Annotated in this window: 16 protein-coding genes and 1 pseudogene; 6 read left to right on the top strand and 11 right to left on the bottom strand. The window is 38.9% G+C overall.

From position 1 onward, the window contains the following. A partial coding sequence (locus tag OOA_RS04010; RefSeq protein ID WP_008910843.1) for an SDR family NAD(P)-dependent oxidoreductase occupies positions 1-419 on the bottom strand: 419 nt, incomplete at its 3' end. Between the two features lie 576 nt (positions 420-995). On the opposite strand from OOA_RS04010, the gene ssuE reads away from it, so the two are divergent. The 5 genes from ssuE to OOA_RS04035 all read left to right on the top strand — a co-directional run bounded on the left by ssuE (position 996) and on the right by OOA_RS04035 (position 5,555). Beyond that, a complete protein-coding gene (gene ssuE, locus OOA_RS04015) occupies positions 996-1,589 on the top strand; it encodes an NADPH-dependent FMN reductase (RefSeq protein WP_008910844.1) in 594 nt (197 codons plus the stop codon). Positions 1,590-1,594: 5 nt separating this feature from the next. Further along, complete coding sequence (ssuC, locus tag OOA_RS04020; RefSeq protein WP_008910845.1) at positions 1,595-2,374, top strand: aliphatic sulfonate ABC transporter permease SsuC; 780 nt, start codon at positions 1,595-1,597, stop codon at positions 2,372-2,374. Continuing rightward, complete coding sequence (locus tag OOA_RS04025) at positions 2,371-3,132, top strand: ATP-binding cassette domain-containing protein (protein WP_008910846.1); 762 nt, start codon at positions 2,371-2,373, stop codon at positions 3,130-3,132. The genes ssuC and OOA_RS04025 overlap by 4 nt, the downstream gene beginning before the upstream one ends. A gap of 41 nt (positions 3,133-3,173) precedes the next feature. Next, on the top strand, positions 3,174-4,337 hold the full coding sequence (gene ssuD, locus OOA_RS04030) for an FMNH2-dependent alkanesulfonate monooxygenase (protein ID WP_008910847.1): 1,164 nt from the start codon (positions 3,174-3,176) through the stop codon (positions 4,335-4,337). A 270-nt stretch (positions 4,338-4,607) separates the two neighbouring features. Next, positions 4,608-5,555: a sulfonate ABC transporter substrate-binding protein gene (locus tag OOA_RS04035; RefSeq protein WP_008910848.1), complete on the top strand. Its 948-nt coding sequence runs from the start codon at positions 4,608-4,610 to the stop codon at positions 5,553-5,555. Positions 5,556-5,597: 42 nt separating this feature from the next. On the opposite strand, the pseudogene OOA_RS20435 reads toward OOA_RS04035, so the two are convergent. Further along, positions 5,598-5,748, bottom strand: a pseudogene (locus OOA_RS20435) (IS481 family transposase); the annotation flags it as partial. A gap of 155 nt (positions 5,749-5,903) precedes the next feature. Continuing rightward, entirely contained in the window at positions 5,904-7,634 is a 1,731-nt protein-coding gene (locus tag OOA_RS04040; RefSeq protein ID WP_008910849.1) for a hypothetical protein, read from the bottom strand. Between the two features lie 792 nt (positions 7,635-8,426). Here OOA_RS04040 and pepT point away from each other — a divergent pair. After that, positions 8,427-9,659 carry a peptidase T gene (gene pepT, locus OOA_RS04045; RefSeq protein WP_008910850.1) on the top strand — a complete coding sequence of 411 codons (1,233 nt, stop codon included), beginning with the start codon at positions 8,427-8,429 and terminating at the stop codon, positions 9,657-9,659. A 376-nt stretch (positions 9,660-10,035) separates the two neighbouring features. Here the strand turns inward: pepT and OOA_RS04050 are convergent, their stop codons facing one another. The 8 genes from OOA_RS04050 to rluE all read right to left on the bottom strand — a co-directional run bounded on the left by OOA_RS04050 (position 10,036) and on the right by rluE (position 18,413). Beyond that, entirely contained in the window at positions 10,036-11,160 is a 1,125-nt protein-coding gene (locus OOA_RS04050) for a ribosomal protein uL16 3-hydroxylase (RefSeq protein WP_008910851.1), read from the bottom strand. A gap of 86 nt (positions 11,161-11,246) precedes the next feature. Continuing rightward, a complete protein-coding gene (gene phoQ / locus OOA_RS04055) occupies positions 11,247-12,704 on the bottom strand; it encodes a two-component system sensor histidine kinase PhoQ (protein ID WP_008910852.1) in 1,458 nt (485 codons plus the stop codon). 1 nt (position 12,705) lies between these two features. Continuing rightward, positions 12,706-13,380 carry a two-component system response regulator PhoP gene (phoP, locus tag OOA_RS04060; RefSeq protein ID WP_008910853.1) on the bottom strand — a complete coding sequence of 225 codons (675 nt, stop codon included), beginning with the start codon at positions 13,378-13,380 and terminating at the stop codon, positions 12,706-12,708. A gap of 654 nt (positions 13,381-14,034) precedes the next feature. Next, positions 14,035-15,405 carry an adenylosuccinate lyase gene (gene purB / locus OOA_RS04065; protein ID WP_008910854.1) on the bottom strand — a complete coding sequence of 457 codons (1,371 nt, stop codon included), beginning with the start codon at positions 15,403-15,405 and terminating at the stop codon, positions 14,035-14,037. A 20-nt stretch (positions 15,406-15,425) separates the two neighbouring features. Further along, positions 15,426-16,058 (bottom strand): high frequency lysogenization protein HflD, encoded by a 633-nt coding sequence (gene hflD, locus OOA_RS04070; protein WP_008910855.1) that lies wholly within the window; start codon positions 16,056-16,058, stop codon positions 15,426-15,428. A gap of 2 nt (positions 16,059-16,060) precedes the next feature. Beyond that, positions 16,061-17,164, bottom strand: a complete 1,104-nt coding sequence (mnmA, locus tag OOA_RS04075) for a tRNA 2-thiouridine(34) synthase MnmA (protein ID WP_008910856.1) — start codon at positions 17,162-17,164, stop codon at positions 16,061-16,063. Positions 17,165-17,296: 132 nt separating this feature from the next. Then, positions 17,297-17,746, bottom strand: a complete 450-nt coding sequence (locus OOA_RS04080) for an NUDIX hydrolase (RefSeq protein WP_008910857.1) — start codon at positions 17,744-17,746, stop codon at positions 17,297-17,299. After that, entirely contained in the window at positions 17,739-18,413 is a 675-nt protein-coding gene (gene rluE / locus OOA_RS04085; RefSeq protein ID WP_008910858.1) for a 23S rRNA pseudouridine(2457) synthase RluE, read from the bottom strand. The genes OOA_RS04080 and rluE overlap by 8 nt, the downstream gene beginning before the upstream one ends. Positions 18,414-18,544: the final 131 nt, after the last annotated feature.

Raw genomic sequence — 18,544 nt, forward strand, 5'->3', positions numbered from 1 at the left:
TGGTTATCTAGTCCCCAAGTCGAACCAATCAAAATGATTTTACTATTCTCACCTAAACGCAAATTAGGTAGCATAGTTTTGAGATGTAATATACAGGCGCTAATGTTGGTTTGAACCATATTTAAAACTTCTGCATCATCAGTTGTTTCAAACTGATATTCATCAGTGAAGGCTGTTTTTTCCCAAATACCCACATTATAAATTAAGCAATCAATAGGAGTGTCGGCGATAGTATTCTTGACTATTTTTGTAGAATTTGGATCGGATAAGTCAGCTTGGATCCAATGGAAATTATTACTGTCAAATATAGGCGCAGAACGGGAAACGCCATAAATAGTATCTTGAGCGGTCGGGACTCCTTCAATCAATGCTTTTCCTAACCCTTTGCTAACACCATAAACTAAAAATCTTTTGGTCATTTATTTTCTCGTTATCTTCAGTTGGGTTGAATGTGTCACAAAAATTAATCGATTCCACAAACTAAATAGCATCACAGTAGATTTCTGATTTTTATCGAAAGCATCATACAGGACTAATAGGAATAATTAATTGGTAGTTGATGCTATACCGCTCATATTGCCAATGGTATGTTGCTGATTAGCCTAACTCGCTTCAACGGCGAAATATCCGATAAAAATATAGCAGACAAATAGATATTTTAAATCATTTAGGTTTATATGCGTAGAAGGGTATTAAAGATTGTAGTAAATTAAAAATAAAACAATTGATTAACTGAAGATGAATTTAATTTATTAAAGGCATTTTATTTTTGATAATGATTTTATTTCACCTCGCTATTTTAAGTTAATACATTTACTTTCTTAAGATGACTTCACGATAAGTGCATTTGGTATAAGGGATTTGTAGGAGGTTATGGTTTATAGATAAATTTTCTTATACTAAATAAATGCTAGTTAAGAATAAATTATTATTTCTTTCTGATTCAATAACTCGATAATGATTAATACCAGTTAATTCTTAATGGCGAGATTAATTTGAATATTTTAATTATTTCAGGTAGCCCAATGACGCAATCACGCTCATCGACATTACTTGATTATGCTCAGCGTTGGTTTAATAAATATAGCGCAGTTACTCAGCGAGTGAGCGTGCGTGACTTCGATGCAAATGTGCTGCTTAACGCAGAATATAAGCATTCACAAATTCAAGATTTTATTCAAAAAATAAAGGAGGCCGATGGCATTATTATCGCATCACCTGTATATCAATCATCTTATGCTGGCATACTTAAAGCAGTTCTTGATTTATTACCTCAAAGGTCATTTATGTCTAAACCAGTATTACCCATAATGACAGGGGGAACTGATAGCCATCAATTAGCACTGGATTATGCTTTTAAACCACTACTTGCAGCATTAAAGGCTGAAGAAATAATGAGTGGAGTTTATGCCAGTGATAATGACCTTAAACATTCAAAGCAGGCTAATAAATATATTATTTCCGATCAAATTATTGAACGATTAAATAATAATTTACAGATTTTTTATCAATCAATGAATAGAAATAAAAAACACTATCCAAATTTGGTTTTCCACGTTAATGCACAATCAATTATGGAGCTGAGGTAGTTAATATGAGTTACCAAAAAAATATAATTTTAAGTTGGATGCTACCAATAGTGTTATTAATTATTTGGCAACTTTCTGTTAGTAGCGGTTGGCTTTCAAATCGAATATTGCCTGAGCCATTACAAGTTATTAGTGCCGGATGGGGATTAATAAAAAGTGGTGAACTATGGACGAATATGGCGATTAGTACACTACGTGCTTCGGTTGGTTTTATTATTGGTGGCTCGATAGGTTTAATTCTAGGACTGATAACAGGGCTATCACGGTTGGGTGAAACATTGCTAGATAGCTCAATACAGATGATCCGTAATGTGCCACATCTCGCTTTAATTCCCTTAGTGATCCTTTGGTTTGGGATTGATGAACGTGCAAAAGTTTTCCTCGTTGCCTTAGGAACTTTTTTCCCTATTTATCTCAATACATTACATGGTATTAAACATCTTGACCGTGGGCTAATTGAAATGGCGAGAAGTTATGGATTACAGGGTTACAGTCTATTTCATCATGTCATTTTTCCTGGCGCGCTACCGTCAATATTAGTGGGCGTTCGTTTCTCTTTAGGTCTGATGTGGCTGACATTAATTGTTGCTGAGACTATCTCGGCAAATGCAGGAATTGGCTATCTTGCGATGAATGCCCGCGAATTCCTTCGAACCGATATTGTCGTATTCACTATTATTGTTTATGCCTTATTGGGTAAGACAGCCGACTGGCCGACCTATTTATTAGAATTAGTATTACTGCGTTGGCATCCTGCTTGGCAAAAAAAAGAGGTCACAGTATGACTGAACAAACACACAATTTAACCACAAGTAAAGGTATTGCTGTCCAGCTTAATAAAGTGACCAAACGATTTGGTTTTAATGAAATATTAAGCTCACTTAGTTTCACTATTCCGGCTGGGCAGTTTGTCACTATCGTTGGGCACAGTGGCTGTGGCAAAAGCACCTTGTTACGATTACTCGCAGATTTAGATTTACCGACATCAGGAGAAATTACCGCAGAAACCCTCTCGTTGTCCCATTTTCAAAGTACGACGAGAATGATGTTTCAAGAACCTAGGCTATTACCATGGAAAACTGTCATTCAAAACGTAGGGCTTGGACTAAAAGGGCAATGGCGTGCTGGAGCATTAGAGGCGCTGAAAGCGGTTGGCTTAATTGAAAAGGCGAATGAATGGCCCACGACTTTATCTGGAGGACAAAAACAGCGAGTCGCTTTAGCTAGAGCCTTAATTCATCGACCTCGTTTACTTTTACTTGATGAACCTTTAGGAGCCTTAGATGCATTGACTCGGCTTGAAATGCAGCAATTAATTATCAAACTTTGGCAACAATATCAATTTACAGTGGTATTGGTAACCCATGATGTCCATGAGGCGGTATTCACTTCTGAACGCGTACTGATGCTAAAAGAAGGGGGGCTATATCTCGATATTCAAATCGATGAAAACTACCCCAGAGTATTAACCAATACACAGTTAATTGAAATAGAGTCGCAAGTATTAGCTGCGTTGACTGAATTAGAGCGGAAATATGCATAATTGAGTTAATTAACTACTGAAGTTACAGAGGAATAGTCATCATGACAGCTCAACAAGATTTACAGTTATTTTGGTTTCTACCGACCCATGGGGAAGGCCGCTATTTAGGGACACAAAAAGGAGGGCGAGCAGTTACTTTAGCTTATTTACAGCAGATAGCTATCGCGGCAGATAGCTTGGGCTTTCACGGCGTGCTGATCCCAACAGGAAAAAGCTGTGAAGATTCTTGGCTGACGGCGGCAGCACTTATTTCAGTGACAAAACAGTTACGTTTTTTAGTCGCAGTGAGACCCGGACTTCAACCACCGACATTAGCCGCAAGAATGGCTTCAACACTAGATAGGTTATCTGATGGTCGTCTATTAGTAAACGTGGTGACGGGGGGAGATCCACTCGAAAACAAAGGGGATGGCATTTTCTTAGATCATAGTGAGAGATACAAAGTCACAAAGGAGTTTCTGGCAGTTTATAAAAAATTAATTCGTGGTGAAGAAGTTGATTATCAAGGTGAACATATTCATGTTGAAAATGCAAAGCTACTCTTTCCACCCATTCAGCCATCGGGGCCACCACTCTATTTTGGTGGCTCATCATCCGAAGCCTTAACTATTGCAGCTGAACACATTGATACCTATTTGACATGGGGAGAACCGCTTAAAGAAGTCGCTGAAAAAATTAATAATGTCCAAAAACAGGCCGAACTTAAAGGTAATAAATTAGAATTTGGTATCCGCCTACACGTTATTGTGCGCGAGACCGAAGAGGAAGCGATTGATGCTGCTAATAAACTTATATCACATCTTGATGATGAAACTATTGCACAAGCCCAAAGTATTTTTGCCCGCATGGATTCAACAGGGCAAGCACGGATGCAAGCTTTACATCAAGGCTCAAAAGATAATCTTTTTATTGCACCAAACTTATGGGCTGGAATCGGTCTAGTACGTGGTGGAGCGGGTACTGCATTAGTGGGAGATCCTCAACAAATAGTTGATCGCATACAAGAGTATCAGGCATTAGGTATCACTAAATTTATTTTCTCTGGCTATCCACATTTGGATGAAGCGCATCGATTTGCTGAACTAGTTATGCCATTATTCAGTGAACAAAAAGGATTGGCATTACCAACATCAGGGCTTAATACAGGACCATTTGGTGAAACGATTGGTAATGATATTCGCCCAAAACAGACTAGTGCTAGTTAATTGAAGCCGGTTATATATCCAGAATAATTCAAGTTGTATTTAGAGACTAAACCACGTTATTTTCATGTGTACAGAACAAGGATTATCAATAACGTTGTGGCTGGCGTTATTTACGCATACAGTTACTAGTAACTTAAAGTATGACGAATATAAATTCCATATTGATTTAATCAATATATTTATTTGTGCGCCTCATTCATTAATCAATATTGCATAATGAAAAACCAATATTGATATTTCGATATCATTGATGATATCAGGAGTTTAATTATGAAAAAAATTACTTTATTCGTTACGTTTTTGTTTATGGCTATTTATTCCACGGTTTCATTTTCAGAATCAAAAACAATTAATATAGGATTTCAAAAAGGGAATATATTTGCATTATTAAAATTTAAAGGAGTACTGGAGCCTGAATTTAAAAAACATAATGTGAATATTCGCTGGATTGAATTTGCAGCAGGCCCACAAATGCTCGAAGGATTAAATGTGGGCAGTATCGCTCTGGCAGCCACTGGGGATGCGCCACCAATATTTGCACAGGCAGCTCAAGCTGATTTTGTTTACTTAGGTCACTCTCCGGCTAATCCACGGACAGAAGCTCTTGTCGTTCATGATAAATCATCAATTAAGTCCGTCAGTGATTTGAAAGGAAAGCGAGTGGCGCTGAACAAAGGGTCAGATGTTAACTACTTGCTGGTAGCAGCGTTGCAGCGCGCTGGGTTGAATTACAATGAGATAACACCCGTATATTTGCCACCATCTGATGCTAGAGCTGCATTTGAAAAAGGTGTCGTTGATGCATGGGCAATTTGGGACCCCTTCTTAGCTGAAGTCCAAACTAATTTGCCAGTTCGTGAAATAGTGAATGGTGAAAATTTAGTTCCTCATTACACGTTTTTTCTGGCAAGTCGTGATTTTGCCGAGAAAACACCTCAATATGCTGAAATCATTATTGAGCAATTGAAACAACAAAGCGAATGGGGAAATGCGAATAAAGCCGAGACTGCGGGTATATTATCAGCATCAACAGGATTAGATAAAGCAATTTGGTTAAAAGCATTGCAACGTTCTAATTATGGTTTTATTAGAATGACCGATGCAGCATTTGCAGAGCAACAAAATATTGCAAACATATTTGCTAAAATACGCTTAATACCAGAATCTATTGACGTTAAAAAAGGTCAGTGGAGTGCGGATATAAAGGAAAATAAATGACGTTGTCCGCAACGTGGGAATAAAAAGTGTGATGTATAGGCATCATTTCAATTTACTTCGCTCAATCTCAAGATTGTAATTGTTCTTGTCTATGAACTTCAACAGAGGAGTAGGGCATTTGCCCTGCAAGTTCGAAGCAGCGCTCCATCGGCAGTTTACCGTTGTGAGCGCTATGAGGGTATTCCCAGTTATAGTCCTGTGAGCATTTCCCTAATCGCAATTATATTAAGGTAATAACTGCGATGGTATCCTGTACGGTATAGTTAGATAGTGCTCTCAGTGACAAGACTTTTGTAACGTACTTAAAAGCCTTACTAAACTGATGGTAGAACCTTTCGTCGCGGTTATTTATAGCGACTGGTCGTGATAAAGCCAATCAAAATAGTCATCATTCGGCTGCTCCGAGGCTCCAATTCTCTCCCCTTGGAGGAGGCGGTCGTAGCGCGCTATACCCGCATTTTGTGCTTCAAGCTTATGCTCATGTCGTGTCAAAGGCTCGTGGCTATCATGAGGAGATAGCTCTTGCTTCATCACGTTAGTAAAATATTCTTTGGCTTTTTCGCTGAGGTTCGGAGCCTCTCCTTTCATACGTTGTACAATGATATTAATTGCTCCTCGATAAGCATTTATATCTTTGGCATTAATCTCTTTATTTTCCACATCGTTTAAAATCAGACTAAGCAATTCATTAACAGCATGTTCATTTGGAATTTTCGAGTTTTTATTTTCAGCCTCTAAAGCATGCTTACTAATCAGGTTATTCCATAGTTTATCCAATGGTTGGTGTTTTTGCGTATATAGGTCAATTTTGAGTTGAACCGCCGCCAGAATTCCTTCCGTTGTTAGAAATTCACCATTGCGAAGGCCATAAAAGTTCCCCATAGTACTTGCATGTATAGGTGTGCCAAATGGCCCTTGTTTCACAATATCGAACTGTGTCCTTCTTTCAAGGCGGAGAAACCCGACCTGACCTTGTCCTAAATATTCACTCAGGCTGTATACATTCGTTCTAGGTAATATCGGAGCATCTTCATTGACACCTGATTGGTGGCCTAGATAGATTGTGCTTTTATATTGATCGGATAGTGCAAATAAAACTTCCCTTTGTTCAATTCGGTCAAAACCTTCTTTTACTAGGTCATTAAAAAAGTGAACATTAACACCCTTTTCTGAGGCATATTCTTTCCATAAATTCTGCTCTGTTTTAGTTAATTCACTTCCTGAAAAACAGATATCAAATTGATCTTCTTTTATGGTTTTGTGAGCCGCCTTTTTTGCATCATAAATACAATCTACCAAATTTTGCATGTGAGCAACTTCCGGTGTCGTGTGACGATACTGCCGAGGATCCCAATTAGACTCTGGTTTTCTTTTGTTTATATTAACCATAATAAGCCTATTTTCCCGAGTGAAATTCTCTACACCACTACAAGGTATTGATTTACTTTCAAAATAGCTCTTGATTTTTGAATTAGAATTGATGTCACGACGAAATTGTTCATGTACTGCCTTTCTTATACTGGGAACAGAAATAATGCTATCGTAATACTGGTAGTGTTTTTTATTACTCACTCCTTTTTGCAGTTTTTCCATCTCTAAGTCATTACAGATAATATAATCACGGCCCTCCTGGAATTTATTTCCCATTGAATTAACATGATCTATTATAGTGGGAAGATTATCATTAAAATGAGCCTTCTGATCGGACGATTTTTTACATCTATAATATTCAAATATCGTGAGTGGGCGAGTACTCTCATCTAGGAAACCAACATATTTATAGGCATTCATATCCCCTCTTGCGGATGGAGGAAAGTGAACTAATGGCCTTCCGGAATTTTTGAGTTCATATTTAAATGAATCAATATTTTCTTGGGAACTAGCAAATTTATCCCATACAGAGGGTTGTTGATGCTTGCTTTTTTTGTTCTGTTTCATGGGTGGCATGGTTTGGGGATTATTAGTCATGTTTTTGATCCCCTTTACTTGAGACGCTAAGTTTCCCTTTAGTGCATCTGAATTGCCGTGGTTGTTATTTTGCTGCAATGCAGGTAATTCAGTGGTGCTGTTTACTCTCATTTATTTAAATTCTCCAATTGGTAAGGCTACTAAATTAGATTATTGATGCTTAATAATAATTTTATCTTCACAGCCGCTTATAAGAATCTGAGTTTTTTTTACATTTAGGTATTATTGTAAGTCGCAATTAAAACCGTAATTAATTTACTCTCTTGGGGGGCGAAAATATTTCACAAATAAATATTATGCAAGGCTTTGATGTATCAGATTGATGATCCATCCTCTAATCCCTGTTTGTTTTTGTTTTAAATTATTTGTTAATTTAAAGGTTATGTATCATGACATATATTTCCCATGTATCAATAGGATCAGATAATTATTCACTTATTTTTTGTTTTTATAATTTATTTTCTTGAGAGTGAGATTGGTTTTCCTTTTTATTCAATATGATGAATGGCTTGAGGTTTAATGTGATTTTCATATGACAACTTTTCATTAATAATTATTTTAATTGAATGGTTGTGTGGTGAGGTTTATTGTCTGATGAAATTTAAACTAACCTAGTGATAAGATATGAAAAGAAATATCAATGGATATTGATAAATATGAAAGCATAACTATATTACAATAATATTAAATTTTAAGGGGGGAGGTAGACTGCATGGCTCGAATTATTTTATGTGTGATAGTAAATCAAAGTGATCAAATGTAGTTAACAACGTTTCAATTTTAAATGCTGATAGATATATTTTCCTAAAATCCTCAATGATTAACGCGAAAGCTGATTTGAAACAAGAATTGTTTGCCCATTACTTCCCATAATAGAACAATTGAAATTAGGGGAGATAAAGTATGGACAGACTCTTAGAACGGTTTTTTGAATACACTGCATTTGATACACAGTCAAAACCAAATGCAAAAACAGTACCGAGTAGCACGGGGCAACTAAAATTAGCCCGTGCGTTGGTAAACGAATTGAAAGTGTTTGGATTTGAAAATGTCGTGCTTTCTGAACAAGGTTGTGTCACGGCCTACCTTCCAGCGAATGTTGACTGGGATATTCCTGCCATTGGTTTCATCTCACACTTAGATACTTCACCGGATTTTTCAGGTAAGCATGTTTGCCCTCAGATATTAGAAAACTATCGAGGTGGTGATATTGCATTAGGTATTGGTGATGAAGTGCTATCGCCGGTGATGTTTCCAATACTGCATGAGATGATTGGCAAAACACTGATCATGACAGATGGCAAAACGTTGTTAGGTGCTGATGATAAAGCGGGCATCGCTGAAATCATTACGGCATTAGTACGACTAAAAGCAAGTAACACACCACATGGTAAAATTTGTATAGCTTTTACACCCGACGAAGAAATTGGTCTCGGAGCAAAATATATCGATTTAAAAGTGTTTGATGCTCGTTGGGCTTATACGGTTGATGGTGGAGGTGTTGGCGAATTAGAGTACGAAAACTTCAATGCAGCAAATGTAGCCATTAAAATCGTTGGCAACAATATGCATCCCGGTACAGCGAAAGGTGTAATGGTTAATGCGTTAACATTGGCAAATCGAATTCATGCTGAAATACCAAAATCTGAAACGCCTGAACAAACAGATGGTTATGAAGGTTTTTATCATCTAAATTCAATGAAGGGAACCGTAGAAAAAGCGGAAATGAACTACATCATCCGTGATTTTGATACTGGGAAATTTGAAGCTCGCAAGAAGAACATAATTCGAATAGCTGAGAAAATCGGGCAGGACCTTCACCCAAGTTGTTATATTGAATTAACCATCGATGATAGTTATTACAACATGCATAAAGAAGTGATGAAGCACCCACATGTCATCGAGATAGCTCAGCAAGCGATGAAAGATTGTGGTATTGAGCCGATAGTGAAACCTATTCGTGGTGGTACCGATGGCGCACAACTATCTTACCGAGGTTTACCTTGCCCAAATATCTTTACGGGAGGGTATAATTTTCACAGTAAACATGAATTCATTACACAGGAAGGGATGGAACAAGCCGTCAGTGTTATTATGCGAATTGCTGAGTTAACAGCCATTTATGCAAAAAAATAATATTGTTCGTCTTATGTATTATTCACTGCTAATTGATTAATCCCTATCGCTTATCCGTGATAGGGGTTTTTATCTGTAAAATGTATATGTTAGGTTGTTCTCTTTTCATTGTGTTGCCGTAAGTTGAATCTCCATTTTTGGAGCGAGGCATATCGTTTAAATCCCTGAGAAAAGCAAGGTGTTGCTTGGGTATGGCGTACCGATAAAGATATTGGTTATAGTTGTTATGCGATGGATGTTGAAGCTTAGATATGGTCTTTGTTTACACTTGTCCTAAATTAATGTTCTGATTAAATTGATCGCTCAATAAAAAGCTGAGCTAGGTAGATGACCCCACTCAGCTTAAATGTAATTGAAGCATTCACTCATCAACGAATTAATCGTTAAAATACCAGTAACCGCTATTAACTAACGCTGTGAGTAGCGCGATAAAATTAACATCATCGATGGCATCGCCGAGGTTTTCGACATTGACTGAATCATAGCGACAAAGGCTATCAGCAGCTTCATAGCAGGTCGTTTCTAAACACTCACCATTAACGAAGAATTGATTACCAACTCGAAGTGCTCTAAGGCCATTAAGTTTATATAGCGTTTCCTGTTGCGTTTTAAGCAAGGCATAGACTTCATCTTGCTCATAAGGCGGCTCTGGTGGTGCGAGATCTAATTCATGGCGAGATTGAGAAATAAACTCACCAAGCCATTTGCGGAAAATTTGCGGGTCATTGATGAGTGACTCCATCATCTCACGCAATTTAATTTGTTCGCCCTGTAAAATCTCAGCGGGGTTATCCCTAAATGAAAGGTCGGGATCGCTGTAGCGATAACTACCTAACTCATTAGAAATCAAGTAGTCAGCAAAGCTACTCATCAGTTCACGCGTATTAGGTGCTCGAAATCCAACCGAGTAGTTCAACGATGGCTCAATCGCATAGCCTTCATGCGGGAATCCAGGCGGAATATACAGAATATCACCCGGTTCCATTTCTTCATCAATAATCGCATCGAAAGGTTCGACTTGTAGAAGGTCAGGGTGTGGACAGTGCTGCTTCATCGGTACTTTTTCGCCTACACGCCAGTGCCTACGGCCTTCACCTTGAATAATGAAAACATCATACTGATCGAGATGTGGTCCTACACCGCCGCCCGGTACTGAATAGGAGATCATCAAATCATCCATACGCCATTCAGACAATACTTTAAAAGGTTTCATCAACGCTGCGCTTGCAAGATGCCAGTGATCGACTGCTTGTACTAATACTGACCAATTTTCTTCACCTAAATGGTCATAGCTTTCAAAAGGACCATGGGCAACTTGCCAAAGCCCTTCTTTATGGCTGACAAGACGGCTATCAACCTCATCTTCCATCGCTAGTCCCGCGAGTTCATCTGCCGAGATAGGATCAATAAAACGCGTAAAACCATTTTTAATCAGTAAAGGGCGTTTCTGCCAATGACTATCCAGAAAGCTCTGCCAGTCAAGATTCAGTTTATAATCCATCTTATTGTCCTGAGTTAACATATCTATTGACAGTATACCTGAAATTGAAGCCAGAATGAGTGCTAAACAGGATCTATGATCACAGATTAATTATCTTCACTAATACCTTGACGTTTGAATGTAACTCTAACTTGCGCGCCACCTAATGGGCTATCATTGATGCTAATCGCGCCATCATATTGGTCTATAATTTCGAGGGCAATAGACAGTCCAAGTCCTTGGCCTGGCCTTAAGGTATCGATTCGTTGTCCGCGCACAAAAATAAGGTTACGTTTGCTTTCGGGTACACCAGGGCCGTCATCATCAACAATAATGGTTAAACTATTATGTTCAACTGATACAGTAACCTCAACAAATTCAAGGCAGTACTTACAAGCATTCTCCATGATGTTACCCATCACTTCCATAAAATCATTAGGCTGACCCAACCATGTTATTTCCGGTGATATATCGACAGTAATGGATACTCCCTTGTTTTGATAAACTTTATGTAAGGCATTCGCAAGGCTATCAACGAGTAGAGGTACTGATGATATTTCTCGTAACATCAGGTTTTTATCGCCTTGTGCTGAAGCACGATGTAAATAGTAGCCAACCTGTTGAGAAATACGGCCTATTTGTTCAAGCATGATGGGTTCAGCTTGTTCGATATTTATCTGTTTGCCTGTGCGAAGCGAGCGCAAAGTAGACTGTAAAACGGCGAGAGGTGTTTTTAAACTGTGCGTTAAGTCAGAGAGTGTTGTGCGATATTTCGTGTAGCGTTTACGTTCATTAGTTAATAAGTTATTCAAATTACGCACTAATCCTCGCAATTCTGATGGTGGGTTTTCATCCATCATTTCACGCTCACCTTTTTCAAGGTTACTGATTTGTGATACTAGCGATTTTATCGGTCGTAGGCTCCAATGGGCTGCGAGCCAAAGCAAAGGAATAACTAAAATAAGGTTCGCCAGAAGAACATAGCCAAACCATTCCCAAACCAATCCTGTTTTTTGAAGATCCTGAGGCAAAGTATCAACAACAACAATGGTTAATGGGGGGAGATTTTCTGACTTACCATATTGATTCACCGATACAGAATGCGTTAGAGGCTCATCATCATTTTTCATATCGTCGAGTTTACTGTTGTACTCGGGATTATGTTGTAGAAGTTGCCGTGTTTCACCTATATCGGTATCCATTTCATACAACCCCTCTTTTTTCAACCAATCTCGTTGGATTAGGTTTTCGACTGCCGGGACTTCTCTCTGGCGCCAGAGAACTTGTCCATTATCATTATAAATGATTATAAGAGCAGGATTATTTAGAATGAAATTAGGGGGAACGCGAATATCAATTTTATTATTTTGCCACTGAACTAAACTATAAATCAGATTACTTTGACTACGAAGTAAAATATATGTCGTTTTATCAAAGCTAATTAAATAACCCAATATAGCGACAATGCCATATGAGAGCGTAAGCACAAGAATAACGGCAGAGGTGGCACATAAAAAGCGAGCCCTAAGTGATAGTGGCTTAAATTTAAATTTTTTTAGCTGCATATTAGCCGTTCACATCAAAGCGATAACCTTGTCCACGGACAGTGACTATCACATCAGTAGCATGAAATTGTTGTATTTTTTTACGTAACCGTCCCATCAATACATCAATAGTATGACTTTCACGTAGCTCTGCATCAGGGTATAACTGACGCATTAATGAATCTTTACTGACGACTTTACCGTTATTTCGTAATAAGGTTTCAATAATGGTGTACTCAAACGCAGTTAACTTAATAGGTTCACCATTAACGGAAAATTCTTTTCTCGATAAATCAATAATAAAGCCATCTAATTCTAAAACTTGAGAGGCAAGGCCACTGTTTCGGCGCATTAGTGCCTGCATGCGAGCAACAAGCTCTTCAAGATGAAAAGGTTTAGTCACATAATCATCTGCGCCACTATTCAATGCTTGAACTTTTTCTTGCCAGCTTTCGCGTGCAGTTAATACCAAAATAGGGATATTGACTTGAGCACTACGCCAGCGTTTGATCATTGATAGGCCATCTTCATCGGGTAAGCCAAGGTCAACCATTGCAATGTCAGGGCAGCTCTCACGCAAAAAATAGTCAGCTTCTTTAGCGTCTTCGGCTGAATCAACTTGATGACCAAGTTCTTTGAGTTGAACAGTTAAGTGGTGGCGAAGAAGAGCATTGTCTTCGACGATAAGAATACGCATCTGAAACCTCACATAAAAAAGAGATGGTTGTACTATGTAATACTAGCACTAGAGTCGCTATGGTAAAAAGATAAGCATTTTACAACAAGTCGTTAAGTAAACCTAAGGCAAACAAACACTAGAAATTAGTGCTCATAGTGCGAGTCACTGACAATAGAGCGTGACGTGTATCGGCTAAGGCAGTGTAATTATTTATGTACTTTAGTGCTAATTAGCCAACTATTTAGCGACAATTCCAATGATTTTGAGTAAGAAGCCAGACATATTACTGAGATAACTCATAGAAACTAAACGAGTATTGTAGTCCAACTAAAAGTAAAAAATGAGTGAAAATCATCAGTGTGACATGTCACGAAAATTGCCTTATGGCCCATAAATGCGAGGATGAGGGAAGTTTAGTTCTAATTAGAATTAATTTCATGAATTTATAAATTGATTTATTTGGAATAACACTGCGTAGTGAGTGTGATAAAAATTCGAAAATTAATGAATATATGAAGAGTGTGACATGTCACGAAAATTGCCTTATGGCGCACAAGTACTGGGGAAAGGGTAATTTAATTGTAATTAGAATTATTGCTGGGTCGAGATGTTTATTTGATTGTTAAATAAACAAACGGCTCCAATGAGCCGCTTGTTTAATAAAATGAATGATTATTTTAGGTCATCAATAAAAGTGACAGCGTAACCAATGTAATTCGCTGGTGTCATCGCTTTTAGGCGTGTTTTTTCATCTTCAGGTAACTCAAGTCCATCGATAAACTGTTTCATTCCTTCCGCAGTAACGCGCTTACCACGAGTTAATTCTTTGAGTTTTTCGTATGGTTTTTCGATGGCATAACGGCGCATAACAGTTTGAATTGGCTCAGCCAGAACTTCCCAATTGTGATCTAATTCATCCAACAGATGTTGCTCGTTCACTTGTAATTTATTTAAACCTTTAAGCGTCGACTGATAAGCAATCAGAGAATAACCAAGACCAACACCTAGATTGCGTAATACGGTTGAGTCAGTCAGGTCACGCTGCCAGCGAGAAACAGGCAGTTTGCTTGCTAAATGGTTTAACACTGCATTTGCTAACCCTAAGTTACCTTCTGAGTTTTCGAAGTCAATTGGGTTAACTTTGTGTGGCATAGTCGAAGAGCCAATCTCACCGGCAATGGTTTTTTGTTTGAAATGATTCAGTGCAACATAGCCCCAGATATCACGGTCAAAATCCAACAAGATGGTATTAAAACGTGCAACACAATCGAACAGCTCAGCGATATAATCATGCGGTTCGATTTGCGTGGTGAACGGGTTCCAAGTCACTCCGAGTGAGGTTACGAAAGACTCACTGAATTCATGCCAATTAACTTCAGGATAAGCTGCGATGTGGGCGTTATAGTTACCCACAGCACCATTGATTTTACCTAAGATTTCAATTTGCTCTAATTGGCGATATTGACGTTCCATGCGGTAGGCAACATTCGCAAATTCTTTACCAAGAGTTGACGGAGTCGCGGGCTGCCCGTGAGTACGAGAAAGTAACGGCAGCAGACGGTATTCATGTGCCATTGCTTTGATTTTATCAATCAATTGACGCCATTGTGGCAGTAAAATTTCTTCCCTTGCCGTTTTCAACATTAATGCATGCGATAAATTATTTATATCTTCAGAGGTACAAGCGAAGTGAATAAATTCAGAAACTGCATGCAGTGCTGGAATTTGTGCCACTTTTTCTTTTAGGAAATATTCAACCGCTTTTACATCATGATTGGTTGTGCGCTCAATTTCTTTAATGCGCATTGCATCTTTTTCGCAGAAAGTGGTGACAATTTCATCAAGGTAAGCGTTTGCGTCAGCATCAAATGATGGAACTTCTTTGATTTGGGCTGTTGCCGCCAGTTTTTGTAGCCAGCGAACTTCAACCTGTACGCGAAATTTCAGTAAGCCAAACTCACTAAAAATAGTGCGTAGTGCGCTGACTTTATCACCGTAACGGCCGTCAATCGGTGATACAGCGGTCAGTGAGGATAATTCCATTGGTAGCAACTCCAGATTTTTTAAAGGTGAGACAGAATATCTTTCGCCTGATTACTCAGACGGCTTCGAGAAAACATTAACTGCATACGGCTTCCGCCTACTTGCTGCCAAAGAACGGCACTACGAATACCACTGAGCAAGAAGGTTCTAATTTTGGCTTGTACCAGTGAATTTTTTAGTATTTCAGGGGAGCCAGTAACCTGAATTCGTGGGCCAAGAGGGCTGACGACATCGACATAAATCCCAGCTAGGGCATTGAATACGCCTTCAGACATAGGCTCGAAATAACTTGCTTGGCGCTCAAATTGCTCAATGCGTTGACCAAGTTGCCCCATTGCTTGCTGATCTTTATTCAAGCGACGCTCTAGCACCATGATGCTCAACATATAACGTGTCATTTCAGCAGATAAACCGCTACCGTTATTACCACCAGATAACATGCCTAATAGTGCACCTAGACCTGTTTTCAGGTTTGCGGCATCATTACCATACACATCTAGCGTTGATGAAGGGTTCATATTAATCAAACTATTGACCATAATTTCAGACTCATAGTCATTGGAAACACCTTCTTGGGCAAGCTTTTGTACCATATGACTTGCTTGGCAGATACCCGCGAGAGCAAGGGTAATATCGTAATAATTTTTAGCCACAATTACTCCTGAATACGGGATTCAATAACACCGCCACCAAGGCAAACTTCATTGAGATAAAACACGGCTGATTGACCCGGAGTAACAGCAGCAACAGGGTAATCAAATATCACTTCGATCTTATTTTCATCAACAGGTGTAACAGTGCAAGGGATATCCGCTTGACGATAACGTGTTTTGACCACACAACGTAATGTTTGAGTTAATGGTTGCCTATCAACCCAGTCCAATTGTTGTGCAATAAGGCCTGTTGACATAAGACGAGGGTGTTCATGCCCTTGTGCGACGATCAGTTGGTTAGTTTCGACGTTTTTATCAACGACATACCAAGGGTCTTCGGAACCTTCTTTTGTCCCACCAATACCTAAGCCCTTACGCTGCCCAAGGGTGTGATACATCAAACCTTCATGTTGACCAATAATTTCGCCATCAACAGTCACTATAGGGCCTGGTTTGGCAGGTAAATAGCGACCAAGGAAGTCACGGAATTTACGCTCACCAATAAAGCAAATGCCTGTTGAGTCTTTTTTCCTCGCGGTGACTAAGTCAATTTCTTCGGCGATACGTCGAACTTCTGGTTTCTCTAATTCCCCAACAGGGAACAGGCTTTTACTTATTTGATCAGAACTCAGAGTATAAAGAAAATAACTTTGGTCTTTATTACCATCTAATCCTCGGAGAAGTTGGCTTTTGCCATTAACATCACGGCGACGGACATAATGGCCTGTTGCGATATAATCCGCACCGAGATCTTCGGCTGCGAATTCAAGAAATGCTTTGAATTTAATTTCTTTGTTGCAAAGAATATCAGGGTTTGGGGTACGACCTGCTTTATATTCGGATAAAAAGTGTTCAAAGACATTATCCCAATATTCTGCTGCGAAATTGATAGTAAGAAGTTCAATCCCTAACTTATCGCAAACTGCTTGCGCATCAGCAAGATCAGTTGCCGCTGAACAATACGCTTCGTCATCATCCTCTTCCCAGTTTTTCATGAACAGACCAACAACCTGATACCCTTGCTGCTGGAGCAAATAAGCTGAAACGGAGGAGTCAACACCACCGGACATACCGACAATGACTTTTTTCTGGCTGTTATCTGACATGGGATATTCTCACTACGGAAAAATTAAGCCCCATACTTTACCATGTTGTACCCTTGTTACACCAGCGTTAGCGGGGAATATTCTTAGTTCAAAAAGTCACCAATACCATTTGGTGACTTAAATTCAGCTTTATTAGCGGTAATGCTCACCAAATGCACCGAGTATATCGAGCGGGTATGAATTTCCGTCGAGAAAACAATCGATACTTTGAGCGACTAGGGGCGAGCGTAAACAATCACTGGTTAAAATATCTTGCGCACTGACCCAATGACAGCAGGAAATATCACTGTCTTGAGGCTGTGTTTCACATTGTTCTGTTAATTCTAAAGAAAATAAAAAACGTATAAACGGCGTGCCATCAGGTGCTACCCATTGATGAATTTTGATTAATTTCTGAGGCTTTCCGTTAATGCCGGTTTCTTCTAATAATTCACGTTCAGCGGCAGCTAATAGCGTTTCATCTGCTTCTAAATGTCCAGCTGGTTGATTCCAAGTTGGTTTATTGTTTACCCATTCTTCAACAACGAGAAACTTATCTTGTGCATGGACAATTGTTGCTACAGTAATATGAGGTTTAAACAAGAGCTATCTCCTTCCATTCACCAAGTGCCAAATTTTCAAGCGTATATTCGCCAACCTGATAACGAATTAATCGTAAAGTGGGGAAACCTATATTTGCCGTCATTCGTCGAACTTGACGGTTTCTTCCTTCATTGAGCGTAATTTTAAGCCAGCTGGTGGGAATACTTTGACGTTCACGAATCGGTGGTGTTCTTGCCCATAACCAGTCAGGCTCAGTAACAAGTTCGATGCATGCTGGGCGGGTAGGGCCATCATTAAGGGTTAAGCCGAGCCGAAATTTCTCAAGAGCCGCGTTATCGGGAATACCCTCAACCTGAGCATAATAGATTTTATTGGTATTTTTTTGTGGTTGAGTTAAACGAGCTTGAAGCTTGCCATCATTTGTAAGGATCAGTAGACCTTCACTATCTCTATCTAATCGACCAGCAGCATAAACATCAACGATAGGAATATATTTCTTTAAGGTATCGCGACCTTGTTCGTCAGTAAATTGAGGCAAAACATCATAAGGCTTATTAAATAAGATCACCTTGCGAGGGCCTTGTGGTTTGGCTTTTGGTGATAACGAAGAACGTGAATGGTTAGCGCCAAATTTTGCATTCGTTTTGCTTTGTTGTGGTGTTTTTTTATTCGTTTGTGTTTTTGTTGTACGCTTAGGTTTGATCATGTGCACTCATTCGAAATCATTAACAGGGGGAGTTGCTCGGAAATTAAACATCAGTGTAGTTGATTTTGCTCTTAAATGACATAAGGAGGAAATAGGGTTTTCTTCATCAGTATTATTGATCTAGAAATTTA

Source organism: Providencia burhodogranariea DSM 19968 (assembly GCF_000314855.2).
In the GTDB taxonomy this organism is placed as follows: Bacteria; Pseudomonadota; Gammaproteobacteria; order Enterobacterales; family Enterobacteriaceae; genus Providencia; species Providencia burhodogranariea.